This window comes from Streptomyces sp. NPDC004435 (assembly GCF_042873895.1).
GTDB lineage: Bacteria > Actinomycetota > Actinomycetes > Streptomycetales > Streptomycetaceae > Streptomyces.
Genome location: NZ_JBIAMB010000022.1, coordinates 21,842 through 38,295, shown reverse-complemented (window position 1 = coordinate 38,295; position 16,454 = coordinate 21,842). Strand labels below are relative to the sequence as shown.

The 16,454-nt window shown below is 73.2% G+C and carries 14 protein-coding genes; 12 read left to right on the top strand and 2 right to left on the bottom strand.

From position 1 onward, the window contains the following. Positions 1-45 precede the first annotated feature (45 nt). From ACFYT9_RS31695 to ACFYT9_RS31680, 4 genes are all read left to right on the top strand, one after another. On the top strand, positions 46-1,068 hold the full coding sequence (locus ACFYT9_RS31695) for a LacI family DNA-binding transcriptional regulator (RefSeq protein WP_376599524.1): 1,023 nt from the start codon (positions 46-48) through the stop codon (positions 1,066-1,068). 246 nt (positions 1,069-1,314) lie between these two features. Further along, the gene (locus ACFYT9_RS31690; protein ID WP_389169208.1) at positions 1,315-2,409 is read left to right on the top strand and encodes a S1C family serine protease; all 1,095 of its coding nucleotides are present in this window, start codon (positions 1,315-1,317) and stop codon (positions 2,407-2,409) included. A 20-nt stretch (positions 2,410-2,429) separates the two neighbouring features. Further along, positions 2,430-3,164, top strand: coding sequence for a response regulator transcription factor (locus ACFYT9_RS31685; RefSeq protein WP_376599528.1), 735 nt, complete (start codon positions 2,430-2,432; stop codon positions 3,162-3,164). Then, complete coding sequence (locus ACFYT9_RS31680; protein ID WP_387272544.1) at positions 3,161-4,564, top strand: sensor histidine kinase; 1,404 nt, start codon at positions 3,161-3,163, stop codon at positions 4,562-4,564. Before ACFYT9_RS31685 ends, ACFYT9_RS31680 begins: the two co-directional genes overlap by 4 nt. Before the next feature lie 16 nt (positions 4,565-4,580). On the opposite strand, the gene ACFYT9_RS31675 is transcribed toward ACFYT9_RS31680, so the two are convergent. Next, on the bottom strand, positions 4,581-5,156 hold the full coding sequence (locus tag ACFYT9_RS31675) for a DinB family protein (protein WP_389169206.1): 576 nt from the start codon (positions 5,154-5,156) through the stop codon (positions 4,581-4,583). Between the two features lie 142 nt (positions 5,157-5,298). Further along, positions 5,299-7,107, bottom strand: a complete 1,809-nt coding sequence (locus ACFYT9_RS31670; protein WP_389169204.1) for a bifunctional metallophosphatase/5'-nucleotidase — start codon at positions 7,105-7,107, stop codon at positions 5,299-5,301. A 526-nt stretch (positions 7,108-7,633) separates the two neighbouring features. Here ACFYT9_RS31670 and ACFYT9_RS31665 point away from each other — a divergent pair. The 8 genes from ACFYT9_RS31665 to ACFYT9_RS31630 all read left to right on the top strand — a co-directional run bounded on the left by ACFYT9_RS31665 (position 7,634) and on the right by ACFYT9_RS31630 (position 16,321). After that, positions 7,634-9,133: a hypothetical protein gene (locus ACFYT9_RS31665; RefSeq protein WP_389169203.1), complete on the top strand. Its 1,500-nt coding sequence runs from the start codon at positions 7,634-7,636 to the stop codon at positions 9,131-9,133. Positions 9,134-9,142: 9 nt separating this feature from the next. Beyond that, the gene (gene mshD / locus ACFYT9_RS31660) at positions 9,143-10,072 is read left to right on the top strand and encodes a mycothiol synthase (protein WP_389169201.1); all 930 of its coding nucleotides are present in this window, start codon (positions 9,143-9,145) and stop codon (positions 10,070-10,072) included. Positions 10,073-10,168: 96 nt separating this feature from the next. Then, on the top strand, positions 10,169-10,561 hold the full coding sequence (locus ACFYT9_RS31655) for a GntR family transcriptional regulator (protein ID WP_376599539.1): 393 nt from the start codon (positions 10,169-10,171) through the stop codon (positions 10,559-10,561). Next, entirely contained in the window at positions 10,558-11,400 is an 843-nt protein-coding gene (locus ACFYT9_RS31650) for an ATP-binding cassette domain-containing protein (protein WP_389169199.1), read from the top strand. Before ACFYT9_RS31655 ends, ACFYT9_RS31650 begins: the two co-directional genes overlap by 4 nt. After that, on the top strand, positions 11,397-12,338 hold the full coding sequence (locus ACFYT9_RS31645) for an ABC transporter permease (RefSeq protein WP_389169197.1): 942 nt from the start codon (positions 11,397-11,399) through the stop codon (positions 12,336-12,338). Before ACFYT9_RS31650 ends, ACFYT9_RS31645 begins: the two co-directional genes overlap by 4 nt. A gap of 278 nt (positions 12,339-12,616) precedes the next feature. Continuing rightward, positions 12,617-14,875 (top strand): RNA degradosome polyphosphate kinase, encoded by a 2,259-nt coding sequence (locus ACFYT9_RS31640; protein WP_387277889.1) that lies wholly within the window; start codon positions 12,617-12,619, stop codon positions 14,873-14,875. Further along, on the top strand, positions 14,862-15,878 hold the full coding sequence (locus tag ACFYT9_RS31635) for a CHAD domain-containing protein (protein WP_387277887.1): 1,017 nt from the start codon (positions 14,862-14,864) through the stop codon (positions 15,876-15,878). Before ACFYT9_RS31640 ends, ACFYT9_RS31635 begins: the two co-directional genes overlap by 14 nt. Then, complete coding sequence (locus ACFYT9_RS31630; protein ID WP_389169195.1) at positions 15,875-16,321, top strand: NUDIX hydrolase; 447 nt, start codon at positions 15,875-15,877, stop codon at positions 16,319-16,321. Before ACFYT9_RS31635 ends, ACFYT9_RS31630 begins: the two co-directional genes overlap by 4 nt. The last annotated feature ends 133 nt before the right edge of the window (positions 16,322-16,454 follow it).

Genomic DNA, 16,454 nt, shown 5'->3' with positions numbered 1-16,454 from the left:
GTGCGACCTGCCGGTAGGTAGGTCACCCCGCGTAGACTTCCGCGCGTGGCCAAGGTGACGCGGGATGACGTAGCGCGACTGGCGGGTACTTCGACCGCGGTCGTGAGTTACGTCATCAACAACGGACCCCGGCCGGTCGCCCCGGCCACGCGCGAGCGTGTCCTCGCCGCCATCAAGGAGCTGGGCTACCGGCCCGACCGGGTGGCCCAGGCGATGGCGTCCCGCCGCACGGACCTCATAGGCATGATCGTGCCGGACGCGCGCCAGCCCTTCTTCGCGGAGATGGCGCACGCGGTCGAGCAGGCCGCGGCCGAGCGCGGGAAGATGGTCCTGGTCGGCAACTCGGACTACCGCACCGAGCGCGAGATCCACTACCTGCGGGCCTTCCTCGGCATGCGGGTCTCTGGGCTGATCCTCGTCAGCCAGGGCATGAGCGAACAGGCCGCGAGCGAGATCGAGGCGTGGGACGCGCGCGTGGTGCTGCTGCACGAGCGGCCCGAGGCGATCGACGACGTCGCCGTCGTGACCGACGACATCGGCGGCGCCCAGCTCGCCACCCGGCACCTCCTGGAGCACGGCCACCCGTACGTGGCGTGCCTCGGCGGCGTCCCCAACACCCCCGCCGTCGGCGACCCGGTCGCCGACCACGTCGAGGGGTGGCGGCGCGCCATGCTGGAGGCCGGCCGGTCCGTCGAGGGCCGGCTCTTCGAGGCCCCGTACAACCGCTACGACGCCTACCAGGTGGCCCTCAAGCTGCTGGCGGGCCCGGACAGGCCGCCGGCGATCTTCTGCTCCACCGACGACCAGGCCTTCGGCGTGCTGCGGGCCGCCCGCGAGCTGCGCATAGACGTACCGACCGAGCTGGCGGTGGCGGGCTTCGACGACGTGAAGGAGGCGGCACTCACCGATCCGCCGCTGACCACCGTCTACTCCGACCGCCCGGCGATGGCCCGGGCGGCCGTCGATCTGGTGCTCGACGACGCGGTCCGCGTGGCCGGCTCCCGCCGCGAGCGCGTCAAGCAGTTCCCGTCCGCCCTGGTGGTCCGCCGCTCCTGCGGCTGCCACTGACGGCCCCGGCCCGCCGCCCGGACCTCCCACCCACCACGTCCGGGCCTCTCGCCCGACCCCCGGTCTCCGGCCCCCGGGCCCCCGCCGACGCCTCCCGGGCGCCCCGGCGGACCGGGCCTCGCCCTGAGCGACCGGAATCGCCTGACGGACCAGGGGCTCCACCCTTATTTCGGGCATACAGGGTTCTGTCGGGCTTCTCAGCCGGTCCTCAGGCGGTTCTCATCTCCCGGACCGAGAGTCTGAGCCATGACGGACCACACGCAGCCCCAGCAGCCGTACTACCCGCCGCGCCCGCCGTACGAGCCGGTGCGGCCGATCACGACCGAGCCGGGCACCACCGTGTGGCCGTCCGGAGCAGGCGGCGGGCACACCCCTCCCCCGGCCGGGCCGTCGTACGCGACGGCCGGCCCGGCGCCCGCCGCCGCGCCCGTCTCCCGGCGCCGTGCCAAGCGCGGCGTCGGCCTGATGGCCGCCGTGGCCATCGCGGCCGCGGCGATCGGCGGCGGCACCGCGACCCTGGTGCAGCAGCTGACCGCGGACTCCCCCGCCACCACCGCGTCCTCCTCCGCGGTGAGCGGCACCAACGTCTCCGCGAGCAGCACCGGCACGGTCGCCGGGGTCGCCGAGGCCGTCTCCCCGTCGATCGTGGAGATCTCCGCGAGCTCCACCTCCGGCAAGTCCACCGGCTCCGGCGTGATCATCACCGGCGACGGCGAGATCGTCACCAACAACCACGTGATCTCGGGAGCCTCCGAGATCACCGTGCGGACCAGCGACGGCAAGACCTACCGGGCCGACGTCGTCGGCAAGGACCCCGACAAGGACCTCGCCCTCATCAAGCTCCGGGACGCCTCCGGCCTGAAGGCCGCCACCCTCGGCGACTCCTCCCGGGTGAAGGTCGGCGAGGAGGTCGTCGCCATCGGCTCCCCCGAGGGCCTCACCGGCACCGTCACCAGCGGCATCGTCTCCGCCCTCGACCGGGACGTCACCGTCGCCAAGGACCCCGAGGACTCGGCGGGCGGCGGCGGCCAGGACGGACAGCAGCAGTGGGACCCGCGACAGGGCTGGCCGTTCGAGTTCGGCGGACAGCAGTTCAACGGCGACACCGGCTCCTCGAAGACCACGTACAAGGCGATCCAGACCGACGCCTCGCTCAACCCGGGGAATTCCGGCGGCGCGCTGATCAATATGAACGGCGAGATCATCGGGATCAATTCGGCCATGTATTCGCCCAGTTCTTCGAGCGGTTCCACGGCCGGCAGCGTCGGCCTCGGATTCGCCATCCCGGTGAACACCCTCAAGGCCGATCTGGACGCCCTCCGCTCGGGCGGCGAGAGCTGAACGCATGGCACGCTGACCCCATGACCAGCGGGCAGCCGAACGCATCCGAACGCATCCTCATCGTCGACGACGAACCCGCCGTCCGGGAGGCCCTGCGCCGCTCCCTCGCCTTCGAGGGGTACGCGACCCGGGAGGCCGTCGACGGTGTCGACGCGCTCGCCGCCATGGAGTCGTACGCCCCCGACCTCGTCGTCCTCGACGTGCAGATGCCCCGGATGGACGGGCTCACGGCGGCCCGCCGGATCCGGGCCGCCGGCTCGACCGTGCCCATCCTCATGCTCACCGCCCGCGACACCGTCGGCGACCGGGTCACCGGCCTCGACGCCGGCGCCGACGACTACCTCGTGAAGCCCTTCGAGCTCGACGAGCTCTTCGCCCGCATCCGCGCCCTGCTGCGCCGCAGCTCCTACGCCGTCCCTTCGGCGGCCGCCGCCGGACCGGCGGACCTGCTCTCCTTCGAGGACCTGCGCATGGACCTGGCGACCCGCGAGGTCACCCGCGCCGGGCGCCCCGTCGAACTGACCCGCACCGAGTTCACGCTCCTGGAGATGTTCCTGGCGCACCCCCGGCAGGTCCTCACCCGCGAACAGATCCTCAAGGCCGTCTGGGGCTTCGACTTCGAACCCAGCTCGAACTCCCTGGACGTGTACGTGATGTACCTGCGGCGCAAGACCGAGGCGGGCGGCGAACCGCGCCTCGTCCACACCGTGCGCGGGGTCGGCTACGTGCTCCGCGGCGGAGGCGGCACCGAATGACCCGGCCCCGCACCCCCCTGGCCTGGTTCCGCTCCCGCCCGCTGCGCTCCCGCCTCGCCCTGCTCACCGCCTTCGCGGTGGCCGTCGCGGTCGCCGCCGTCTCCGCGGCCTGCTGGTTCGTCACGCGGGCCCAGCTGGAGAGCGAGATGGACAGGGCGCTGACCTCCACCCGGCTCGACCTGGGGGCGGTGCGGACCCTGTTCGACGCGTGCGTGCAGGACAAGGAGCCGCCGCCGGTCGCCGGTTTCACCATCCAGATCACCGACGCGGCCGGCGGCGTCTGCACCGCCGGCACGGCCCTCCCGGTCGGCGCGGGCGACCTGGCGGTGGCCCGGGGCACGCTCCCCGACGTCCTGCACACGGTGAAGGACGCCGACGGGCACGAGATGCGCGTCCACACCTACCCCCAGCGGCTCGGTCCCGCCACGGTCGCCGTCTCCGTCGCCCGCCCGCTCGCCGAGATCGACAACTCGCTCTCGACCCTGGGCTGGGTCCTGCTGCTGGTCTCCGGCATCGGGGTGGTCGGCGCGGGCGCCGCCGGCCTGTGGGTGGCGCGGACCGGCCTGGAGCCGGTGCACCGGCTGACCGGGGCGGTCGAGCACGTGGCCGCGACGGAGGACCTGACCGTACGGATCCCGGCCGAGGGCGACGACGAGATCGCCCGGCTGTCGCGGTCCTTCAACCAGATGACGGCGGCGCTCGCGAGCTCGCGGGACCGGCAGGCCCGCCTGATCGCGGACGCCGGGCACGAACTCCGCACCCCGCTGACCTCGCTGCGCACCAACATCGAGCTGCTCGCCCGCAGCGAGGAGACCGGCCGGGCGATCCCGCCGGAGGACCGGCGGGCGCTGATGGCCTCGGTCAAGGCCCAGATGACGGAGCTGGCCGCGCTCATCGGCGACCTCCAGGAGCTGGCCCGCCCCGACGCGGTGCGCCCGGGACCCCTGGAGGTCGTCCCCCTGCACACGGCGCTCCGCTCGGCCCTCGACCGGGCGCGGCTGCGCGGACCGGAGCTGACCTTCGAGACCGACCTCGCGCCCTGGTACGTGAGGGCGGAGCCGTCCGCTCTCGAACGCGCACTGGTCAACGTCCTGGACAACGCGGTGAAGTTCTCGCCGCCGCGCGGCACGGTCGAGGTGACGCTGATGCGGGGCGAACTGACCGTCCGGGACCACGGTCCCGGCATCGCGCCCGAGGAGCTGCCGCACGTCTTCGACCGCTTCTGGCGCTCCCCGTCGGCGCGCAGCCTCCCCGGCTCGGGCCTGGGCCTCTCGATCGTCGCCCGCACGGTCAAGCAGACCGGCGGCTCGGTCACCCTCGCCCCCGCCGAGGGCGGCGGGACCCTCGCCCGCCTCCGCTTCCCGGGCGCCCCGACCCCGCCACCGGAGCTGACGCCGTGACGGAGGACCCGCGTCGCTACTGTCCGACGCGGCCGTCGACGCGTTCGCGGAGGAGGTCGGCGTGGCCGCAGTGGCGGGCGTACTCGGTGATCTGCATGGTGAGGAGTTCGCGGAGCTGACCGCCGTCCGCGACCGGGGCGCCGAGGTCCGGCGCCGCCGCGACGAAGCGGTCCGTCGCCTCCGCCTCCTCCTTCCACCGCCGCCGCGCGTCCTCGACGACGGCCGGGTCGGCGACGGCGCCGGTCCAGTCGGCCTCGCGGTCGTCCGGGGTGCGGTAGATCCGGGGCGAGGGCTCTCCGGCGAGCCGGCGGAAGTGGCGTTCGTCCTCGGCCATGTGCCGGAGGAGGCCGAGCAGGGACATGGTGGAGGGCGGTACGGAGCGGCGGGCGAGCTGTTCGGCGTCGAGGCCCTCGCACTTCAGCTCCAGGGTGAGCCGGAAGTGGCGCAGGGCGTCGAGGAGCGCGCCGCGTTCGTCGGACACCTCCGTGCCGCTGTCCTCGCGGGGGTCGTCGTCGGGGTCGGCCCACATGTCGGGGTGGACGGTGGAGGTGGTCCACCGCTTCACGGTCGGGTCCGTCTCGCTCGTACTCATGCGGGCATGGTCGTACGGAAGGCCGTACGGCGCCAGGGAATTGCCCCCGCCCCGGGGTCGCGGGCGCACGAAAGGGGCCGCCCCGAACCGAACGGCTCGGGACGGCCCCCGTCTCCCCGTGGGGGCTCGAAGCCCCCGAGGACTACTGGATGACCGTGATGCGGCCGGTGGCCGGGGCCGAAAGCGGCTGGGCCGCCGAGGAGTTGGCCGTCAGGTAGGCGATGAAGATGTCGAGGTCCGAGGCGCCGACCAGCTTGTTCGCGCCGGTGGCCAGGACCGGGAAGCCGTCGCCGCCGCCCGTGAGGAACTCGTTCATCGCGACCCGGTAGCTCTTCGACGGGTCGATCGGCTCACCGTTCAGCCGCACCGAGTCGACCACGATCCGGTCGGCGCCCGCCTTCGTCATGTCCAGCGTGTAGGCGAAGTTCTTCGACACCTGGAGGATCTTCGGGGCGGCCAGGTTGGCACCGCTGACCTGCTGCTGGAGCGCGGTGACGAGCTGGGCGCCGGTCAGGTCGACCGTCGTCATCATGTTGGTGAAGGGCTGGACGGTGTACGCCGCGCCGTAGGTCACCACGCCGGTCTCGCCCTTGGTCAGCGGCGCGCGGACACCGCCCGGGTTCATCAGCGCGAGCTGGGCGCCGCCCTTGTCGGCCGGGGAGAGGCCCGCCAGCTGCGCGTCGGCGATCAGGTTGCCCATCGGCCTCTCGACCGCGTCGAGAGGGTTCTCGATGTTCTCGCCGATGTAGCCGACGGGCCGGTTCGCGATCGGCGCGGCCAGCGCCTTCCAGCGGTTGATCAGGCTGGTGATCTTCCAGTGCGCGGGCACGTCACGGGTCACGACGTGGTTCGCGGAGGAGACGGCGGTGCGGACGATGTCCTTCGTGCGCCGGTCGAAGGTGAGCGTCGTGTCGGTGTAGAGCCGGCCGAAGGAGGCCGCCGACGTCACCGTGCGCGGCTTGCCCGAGGGGTCCGGGATGGTGCACGCGTACGCCTGGTGGGTGTGGCCGGTGACCAGGGCGTCGACCTGCGGGGTGACGTTCTTGGCGATGTCGACGATCGGGCCGGAGATGCCGGCGCCGGCGCCCGGGGTGTCGCAGTCGTAGTTGTACGCGCCCGAGGCGGGCAGGCCGCCCTCGTGGAGCAGCGCGACGATCGACTTCACGCCCTTGCGCTCCAGCACCTTGGCGTACTTGTTGATCGCCTCGACCTCGTCGCCGAACTTCAGGCCCTTGACGCCCTCGGCGGAGACGATGTTCCCGGTGCCTTCGAGCGTGACGCCGATGAAGCCGATCCTGACGCCGTCCTTCTCCCAGATGAAGTACGGGTCGAGCAGCGGCCGGCCGCTCTTCTCGTCCGTCACGTTGGCCGTGAGGTAGGGGAACTTCGCGCCCTTGAAGCGCTTGCCCTTCTCGTAGCAGCCCTCGGTCGGGTGACAGCCGCCGTTCTGGATGCGGCTCAGCTCGCGGGCGCCCTCGTCGAACTCGTGGTTGCCCACCGAGCTGACGTCGAGCTTCATCGCGTTCAGGGCCTCGATGGTCGGCTCGTCGTGGAAGAGGCCGGAGAGCAGGGGCGAGGCGCCGATCATGTCGCCCGCGGCGGCCGTGATGGAGTAACGATTCCCCTCACGGGCCTGCGCCAGGTGCGTGGCCAGGTACTCGGCACCGCCGACGCCCTTGATCTCCTCGGTGGTGCCGTCCTCCTTCACCCGCTTGAGGTTGCCCGAGGAACCGGTCGGCGGCTCCAGGTGCCCGTGGAGGTCGTTGAAGGACAGCAGCTGCACGTCGACCATGCGCCCCCACCCGTGGCCGTGGCCGCCGTGACGCCCGTCCCCGCGGTCCTGACCGGCACCGGCCGGCATCGCCGCGACGAGCGCCCCGACCGTCGCCAGCCCCGCACCGGCGGCCAGAATCCGCCGCCCTGCCTTGCTCTTCCTGCGGTTCACAGCCATCTCTCCCGTGGTCCCCTTTTCCCCTTGCCCCGATTCGCGGCTTTGATCGTTCCCGCGTCTGCGCACGCAGCCTAGAGTCAACGCGCGTAGCGCAACAGGGGGGTGAGGACGATCGATTCCCTTTCGCGACCTCCCCGCGCGTGCCTGGCCGTGCCGCATGACCACGGCATTGCGTGCGCGCGGCGGACGCGTGACCTTCCCGTTCGCCGTTCGTTCATCCGTACGAGAATCACCCTCGACGGGTGCGGGCGCACGAGAGGACCGGGGGAGGTGACGGCCCGTGGCGCGCAGACGTGCCGGGCAGCGTGAGCCGCGACCGATCGCCGCCCCTTTCACGGTGGCCGCTCCCGCCGGGGCCCGGATCCGGGACCGCCTGCGTGTGACCGGAGGCGAGGCGGAGGTGGTGCGGCGGGTCGGCGAACACCTGGGCCGCCTCCACCGGGTCGATCTCGCGACGCGCGTCGGGATCGGGCGAGTGCCTGCCAGGGAGAACGGGCGGGCGGTTCGGAAACGCCGGCTCACGTCCGTGTCCTCCTCGCGGTGGGCGGGTGCGCTGACCCGTGCGTCGGAGGACCAGTACCAGCTGTCCTTGCGCTGTCTGCACGACGAACGGGCCTCGCTGCGCCGGGCCGTGCGCGCCCTGGAGACGCGGCTGGCGGTGCCGTGCGGGCGGCGCGAGGGCCGGGTGCGGGGGTACGCGGACCAGGCGGAGCGGTGGGCCAAGCAGCGCCGCCTCTCCGTGCTCAAGGCCCGTCTCACCCGGGTCGAGGCCAGGATCGAGTCCGGTCGGCCGGGCATCGTCGTCGGTGGCAGGCGGCTGGCCAGGGTGCGCCACCGCCTCGCCGATGCCGGGCTCACGGAGGAACGGTGGCGGAGGCGGTGGGAGGCTGCGCGCCTGTTCCTGACAGCCGACGGCGAGTCCGGTGCCCCGTACGGCAACTACACGATCACCGTCGCCCCGGACACGGGCGAGGTGACGCTGGTGCTGCCCGGACCGCTGCGTCATCTGGCGAACGCCCCCCGGGGCCGCTACCGGCTCGCCTGCGCGGTCGGCTTCTCGCACCGGCGCGAGGAGTGGCTGGACCGGGTGACCGCGAACCGGGCGGTCCGCTACGACATCGTCCACGACCCGCAGCGCGACCGGTGGTACCTCGACGCGTCCTGGGCCACCGACGCCACCACCCTGCCCACCCCGGCCGAGATCCGGGCCCACGGCGCACGCCTGCTCGGCGTGGACCTCAACGCCGACCACCTCGCCGCATACGCCCTCGACCCGTACGGCAACCCGGTCGGCGAACCCGTCACCGTGCCGATCGACCTCACCGGTCCCGCGTCCCGGCGGGACGGCCGTCTGCGCGCCGCGATCACCCGGCTTCTCGCCATCGCCAGGCAGCACGGATGCGCGGGGATCGCGATCGAGAACCTCGGCTTCGACGACGCCCGCGCCACCTGCCGCGAGACCATGGGCCGCGGCCGTCGCGGCAAGACGTTCCGCCGTACCGTGGCCGGAATCCCCACCGCCCGCTTCCGTGAGCGCCTGCGATCGATGGCCTTCCACTCCGGCTTCGTGGTCATCGCGGTCGACCCGGCGTACACCAGCGCCTGGGGCGGAAAGTACTGGAAGACCCCGCTCCGGCAGAACAACCCGCAGACCACCGTCACCCGCCATCACGGCGCCGCGGTGGCCATCGCACGACGCGCCCTCGGACACCGGGCACGGCGTCGGCCAGGTGTGACCGCCCACGACCGGAGGATCGTGACGCGGAGAGCTGCCGGCCAGGCCGTCCCCGCCCCCGGGGCACGTGGGACCGCGAGCCCGCCCAGGACGGCGAGCACACCCGCACCGGGTGGCGAGACTCGACCGGGCCGAGGTGACCAGCTCGCGCTGTTCCCCGACCTCGAAGACCGTTCGCGAGGTCACCGGGCCACCGCCTGGCCCGGTCGCGACAGTCCGGCCGGGCACGGCCGACCACGCCAAGAGCGGTTACAAGACAGTTGCCTCCGGTCGGCGGAAGGTTCGCCGTAGGCTCGCACCATGACTTCCGACGCGGCGCCCGCCCTCGAACCGGGACGGCAGATCCAGACGTACGACGAGCTCAGCCCCGAGCAGGTCCAGGAGGTCATGGACCTGCTCGTGGCCGCGGACCGCGCCGACGGCGTGCACGCGGTGTCCGAACAGGGGCGCCTCTACCTCCGCCACGGCCGGCGGGAGGGGGTGCGGCACTTCCTCCTCACCGTCGGCGCCCGCCTCCAGGGTTACGCCCAGCTGGAGGAGACCGACCCGGTCGAGGCGCCCGCCGCGGAACTGGTCATCCACCCCGACCAGCGCGGCCGCGGTCACGGCCGCGCCCTCGGCAGCGCCCTCCTCGCCGCCTCCGGCAAGCGGCTGCGGGTCTGGGCGCACGGCGGCAAGCCGTCCGCCCGTCACCTCGCCCAGGTCCTGGGCCTCACGCTCTTCCGCGAACTGCGCCAGCTGCGACGGTCCCTGACGCCCCTGGACATCCCCGAGCCGGTCCTCCCCGAGGGGATCACCCTCCGCACCTTCGTCCCCGGCCGGGACGACGCGGCCTGGCTCGCGGTCAACGCCGCCGCCTTCGCCCACCATCCGGAGCAGGGCTCGCTCACCCAGCGCGACCTGGACGACCGGATCGCGGAGCCGTGGTTCGACCCGAAGGGCTTCTTCCTCGCGGAGGACGCCGACGGCCGGCTCGTCGGCTTCCACTGGACCAAGACCCACGCCGAGGAGCGGATCGGCGAGGTGTACGTCGTCGGGATCCTGCCGCAGGCGCAGGGCGGCGGCCTCGGCAAGGCGCTCACCGCGGCGGGCCTGCGGCACCTGGCGGCGGAGGGGCTGCCGACGGCGATGCTGTACGTCGACGCCGACAACTCGGCGGCGGTGCGGGTCTACGAGGGGCTGGGCTTCCGGACGCACGAGGTGGACCTGATGTACCGCTCGGAGTCGTAACAGCCACAACACGCGTCACGGAGGGGGCGGTTGACACCGCCCCCTTCTTTGCACCACCCTTTCACTACTTGATTAGTGAAAGGGTGGTGGAAGGACATGGTCGAGTACCGCATCGACCGGCGCAGCGGTGTCGCCACCTACCTCCAGATCGTCCAGCAGACGAAACAGGCCCTCCGGATGGGCCTCCTGGAGCCCGGCGACCGACTGCCCACCGCACGCGAGGTCGTCGAAGCGACGGCCATCAACCCGAACACGGTCCTCAAGGCCTACCGCGAGCTCGAACGCGAGGGCCTCGTCGAGGCCCGGCGCGGCCTCGGCACCTTCGTCCGCGCCACGCTCGGCGCCGGCGCCCCCGCCGACTCCCCCCTCCGGGGCGAGCTCGACGCCTGGGCCCGCCGGGCACGCGCGGAGGGAATGGACCGCGAGGACATGGCGGCGCTCTTCACCGCCGTACTGACACAGCACTACGAGGGGGACGACGAGAAGTGACCGCGAACGTGGCCCTGGGAGCAGAGCTCCTGGGCAAGAAGTACGGCGGACGGAGGGGCGGTTGGGCCCTCAGGGAATGCGACTTCGCCCTCCCCGCCGGCCGGATCTGCGCCCTCGTCGGACCCAACGGCGCCGGCAAGTCCACCCTCCTCGCCCTCGCCGCCGGGCTCCTGCGCCCCACCGAGGGCACGCTCACCGCCCCGGCCCGCGAGGACCTCGCCTACGTCGCCCAGGCGAAGCCGCTCCACCCCCGGCTCACCGTCGCCGACACCCTCCGGATGGGCCGCGAGCTCAACCCCGGCCGCTGGGACGACGCCGCCGCGCGCCGCGTCGTCGAGGGCGGCGGCTTCTCCTCCGACACCCTCGTCCACCACCTCTCCGGCGGCCAGCGCACCCGCGTCGCCCTCGCGCTCGCCCTCGGCAAGCGCGCCGGACTCCTGCTCCTGGACGAGCCGATGGCCGACCTCGACCCGCTCGCCCGCCACCAGCTCATGGGCCTGCTGATGTCCGACGCGGCCGAGCACGGCACGACGGTCGTCATGTCCTCGCACATCCTCACCGAACTGGAGGGCTCCTGCGACCACCTGATGCTGCTCTCCGGCGGCCGCGTCCGCCTCGACGGCGCCGTCGACGACCTGCTCGCCGCGCACACCCTGCTCCGGGGCCCGGTCGCCGACCTCGCCCCGCACACGGTGGTCGACACCCGCACGACGGGCCGTCAGCTCACCGCCCTCGTCCGCCGCGAGGGCCCGGTCGAAGGCCCCTGGGAAACCTCGGAGCCGTCCCTGGAGGAGCTCCTCCTCGCCCACCTCCGCAACCCCGAAGGAGCCGCCGCATGAGCACCCTCGCCCTGAAGGGCTCCACCTGGGTGACGGTCCGCCAGTACCGGCGGACGCTGTGGCTGGTGACGGCGGCGGCCGTCGGCGCCCTCGCCGTGATCGGCGTGCTGCGGATCTGGGACGCGCAGTACCCGGACGTGCGCACGGAGGACGGGTACCTGCAACTGGACCCGTTCAACAGCGGGAACCCCTGGCTGCGCGGCGCGATGCACTCCTTCTCCGAGGGCATCCTGGGGATCCCGTTCCTCGTCGCGCTCTTCGTCGCCGGGCCGATGGTGGCGCGCGAGTTCGAGTCGGGGACGTACCAGCTCTCGCTCACCCAGTCGGTGAGCCCGGTCTCCTGGCTCCGCTCCAAGCTGACCGTCGCCACCGCCACCACCCTCGGCGCGGTCCTGGTCCTGACCGGCGCGTACGCGCTCGGCTGGGCACGGGTCGGGGACTCGTACAGCCTGCTGCGGACGGACGCCGGACCGTACCTGGTCCTCGGCACCGTCCTCGTCTCCTACACGCTCCTCGCCGTCGCCGTCGGCGCGCTCGCCGGACTGCTGATCCACCGCACCCTGGTCGCCATGTCCGCCGCCGGCCTCTTCGTCGGCGTCACCCTGCTCACCCTCCACGCCTTCCGCTGGGACTTCCTGACGCCGGTCACGATCACCGGCGAGGCGGTGGAGGACGCTTCGACCCTGATGGCCCCCGACGGCGCCCTGATCCTGGATCAGGGGCTCATCATGGCCGACGGACGGCGCGAGGCGGGCTGGTTCTGCGGCGACTCCGGCGGCGCCTGCCGTCCCGACGAGCCCGTCACCGCCCAGTACCTCGACTACCACCCCGTCTCCCACGTCCTGCCCACCCAGCTCATCGAGACCGGCATCGTCCTCGCGATCGCCGCCCTCGCGGCCCTCGCCGCCTTCCGGGTGCTCCGCGCCCGCCACCCGTAGCGCCGGCGCACCCGCAGGAAACCGGCACCCGTGGCGACCCCTCACCCGGACGGGTGAAAATGGGGGCGGGGCCCGACACAGGCCCCGCCCCCGATTCCCGCACGACATGTCGTCGTCACCCGCCATTCAGACGCGCTTGCGACGCTCACGCAATGAAGCGATCCGTGACCACGCCCGGCGGGGTGATCTCCCCGGGAAGGCTTCCCAAGGGAAGACTGCCCTCCCCCACGGCCCGCTCCGACGCGCCCGAGGACCCCTTCGCGCGGAAGAATGGGTCCATGAGCCAGCAGCCCGCCGAGGTCCCGGTCCAGACCTCCGCCACCGCGTCCCCGCAGCCGTCCCTGGGTTCCATAGCGGCCCACCGCCCGCGCACCGTGAACGGCGGCGGAGGCGGGAGCGACCTGGAGCCCGACCTCGACTCCGACCTCGACGCGTATGAGACGTACGCCGAGGACGGCGACGGCACCGACGGCGAGCTGCCGCACGGCCGCTTCCTCGACCGCGAGCGCAGCTGGCTCGCCTTCAACGAGCGCGTCCTCGAACTCGCCGAGGACCCGACGACCCCCCTCCTCGAACGGGCGAACTTCCTCGCGATCTTCGCCTCGAACCTCGACGAGTTCTTCATGGTCCGGGTCGCCGGCCTCAAGCGCCGCATCGCCACCGGCGTGGCCACCCGCTCCGCCTCCGGCCTCCAGCCGCGCGAGGTCCTCGACCTCATCTGGACCCGCTCGCGCGAGCTCATGGCCCGGCACGCCGCCTGCTACCAGCAGGACGTCGCCCCCGCCCTGGCCGACGAGGGCATCCACCTGATCCGCTGGCCCGAACTCACGGAGAAGGAGCAGGCGCGGCTCTTCACCCTCTTCCGCCAGCAGATCTTCCCCGTCCTCACCCCGCTCGCCGTGGACCCGGCGCACCCCTTCCCCTACATCTCCGGACTCAGCCTCAACCTCGCCGTGGTCGTGCGGAACCCGGTCAGCGGCCACCGCCACTTCGCCCGCGTCAAGGTGCCGCCGCTGCTCTCCCGCTTCCTGGAGGCGTCCCCGCAGCGGTACGTGCCGCTGGAGGACGTCATCGCGGCGCACCTGGAGGAGCTGTTCCCCGGCATGGAGGTGCTGGCGCACCACATGTTCCGGGTGACCAGGAACGAGGACCTGGAGGTCGAGGAGGACGACGCCGAGAACCTGCTCCAGGCCCTGGAGAAGGAGCTCATGCGGCGCCGCTTCGGCCCGCCGGTCCGCCTGGAGGTCGAGGAGTCCATCGACCCGTACGTGCTCGACCTGCTCGTCCGCGAGCTGAAGGTCTCCGACGCCGAGGTCTACCCGCTGCCCGGCCCGCTCGACCTGACCGGGCTCTTCGGGGTCGCCTCGCAGGACCGGCCCGAGCTGAAGTACCCCAAGTTCGTCGCCGGCACCCACCGGGACCTCGCCGAGGTCGAGTCCGCGTCCGCGCCCGACATCTTCGCGGCGCTGCGCGAGCGGGACGTGCTGCTGCACCACCCGTACGACTCCTTCTCCACCTCCGTCCAGGCCTTCCTGGAGCAGGCGGCGGCCGACCCGGACGTCCTGGCGATCAAGCAGACGCTGTACCGGACCTCCGGCGACTCCCCCATAGTCGACGCGCTCATCGACGCCGCCGAGTCGGGCAAGCAGGTCCTGGTCCTCGTCGAGATCAAGGCCCGCTTCGACGAGCAGGCCAACATCAAGTGGGCGCGGAAGCTGGAGGAGGCCGGCTGCCACGTCGTGTACGGCCTCGTCGGCCTCAAGACCCACTGCAAGCTCTCCCTGGTGGTCCGCCAGGAGGGCGAACTGCTGCGCCGGTACTCGCACGTGGGCACCGGCAACTACCACCCGAAGACGGCCCGGCTCTACGAGGACCTCGGCCTGCTCACCGCCGACCCTCAGGTCGGCGCGGACCTCTCCGACCTCTTCAACCGGCTCTCCGGCTACTCCCGCCGCGAGACCTACCGGCGCCTGCTGACCGCACCGAAGTCGCTCCGGGACGGCCTGGTCTCCCGGATCACCAAGGAGATCGCCCACCACCGGGCGGGCCGGCCCGCGTACGTGAAGATCAAGGTCAACTCGATGGTCGACGAGGCCGTCATCGACGCCTGCTACCGGGCCTCCCAGGCCGGCGTCCCGGTCGACATCTGGGTCCGCGGCATCTGCGCGGTACGGCCCGGCGTCCCCGGCCTCTCGGAGAACATCCGGGTCCGTTCCGTCCTGGGCCGCTTCCTGGAGCACTCGCGGGTCTTCGCCTTCGGCAACGGCGGCGAGCCCGAGGTCTGGCTCGGCAGCGCCGACATGATGCACCGCAACCTGGACCGGCGCATCGAGGCCCTGGTCCGGGTCTCCGACCCCGCCCACCGGGCGGCACTCACCCGGCTCCTGGAGACCGGGATGTCCGACACCACCTCCTCCTGGCACCTCGGCCCGGACGGGAACTGGACGCGCCATGCGACCGACCCCGAGGGCAAGCCGCTGCGGCACGTGCAGGAGATGCTCATCGACGCGCGGAGGCGCCGGCGTGCACAACCTTGACCCCACGCAGTCCGCGCAGTCCCCGTCCGCGCACTCCCTCCAGGACGTGACCGCGGGCGAGGTCCTGGCCCCCTACCTGCACGCCCGGGCCGCGGACTTCCTCCGCGGCCTGCGGCAGCACGGCGAGAGCGGCGCGGACACCTCCGGTGCGGAGGAGGCCGCCGGTACGCTGCGGGCGGCCGCCCGCCGGATCAGCGGCAGCCTGCACACCTTCCGGCCGCTGCTCGACACGGCCTGGGCCGACCAGCTCCGCACCGAGCTGGCCTGGCTCTCCGGCACCCTCGCCCTGGAGCAGGCGTGCACCTCCCGGCTGGTACGGCTCATGGACGCGCTGAACCGGCTGGCCGGCGGCGCGGGACCGGTGCCGGCCGCCCGCGGCTCCGAGAGCGCCGGGCTCACCGTCGGCGCCGCCCGGGCCGGCGCCCTCCTGGAGCGGCAGCTCACCCTGGCCAGGACCAGGGCGCACTCGGCCGCCCTCCAGGCCCTGGGCTCCTCCCGCTTCCACGCCCTCGCCGACTCCGTCGCCCTCCTCGCCTCCGAGGTGCCGCTCGGCCCGGCCGGATCCGCGCCCGCGCCGGAGGTCCTCGACGCCTCCGCGTCGGTCGCCCGCCGCCGCCTCCTCGACGCGGTCGGCACCCTGCCGCTGACCCGCGCCGCGCACCCGTACAACGCGGAGGCGCTGGCCCTGGCCGCCGGCGAGAACCAGGACGCGCCCTGGCACCACACCCGGCTGCTGCTCCGGCTCCACCGGTACGCGACCGAGGTGACGGCCCTCGGCGCCGCACCGGACCCGCCCCTGTACGAGGCGGCCCGGGCCCTCGACCGGCACCGCGACGCCGCCGAGGCGGCGGGGGCCGCCTCCGCGGCGGCCCGTACCCCCCGCATCGCCCCGGCCACCGCGTACGCCCTCGGCGTCCTCCACGCCGACCAGCGCCACGAGGTCGAAGCCGCCCGCTTCGCCTTCCAGCACGCCTGGCACACGGTCGCCGTCCCGGTCCCATGACCTCCCCCGATCCGAAGCCGATCCTGGCGGCGGGCTGCGTCCTGTGGCGCCCGCCGCCGTCCGGACACGGCATCGAGATCGCCCTCGTCCACCGGCCGAAGTGGGACGACTGGTCCCACCCCAAGGGCAAGCGCAAGCGCGGCGAGAGCGCGGAGGCGTGCGCGCTGCGCGAGGTCCTGGAGGAGACCGGGCAGCACTGCGAGCTCGGCGCCCGGCTCCCCACCGTCCACTACCCGGTCGACGGGCGCCCCAAGGAGGTCGTCTACTGGGCGGCCCGCGCCCTCGGCGGCGCCTTCGTCCCCGGCCACGAGATCGACCGGCTGCTCTGGCTGCCGCCCGCCGCGGCCCGTACCCGCCTGACCCGGCCACGCGACCGCGAGCTGCTCGACGCCCTCCTGGCGACGGCGGCGCCCCCGGGACGACAGCCGGACGACGCCTCCTAGCCCCCGGCGTCGCGTGCCGTGCGGGCGCGCCGGACCGGCACCCCGTGCCGAGCCGCACCGTGGCTTACGGCACGGTTCACCTCGCGTTCACTCTCCACGGCTGACCGCTTCACCTGATCTGCCTAATTTCGGC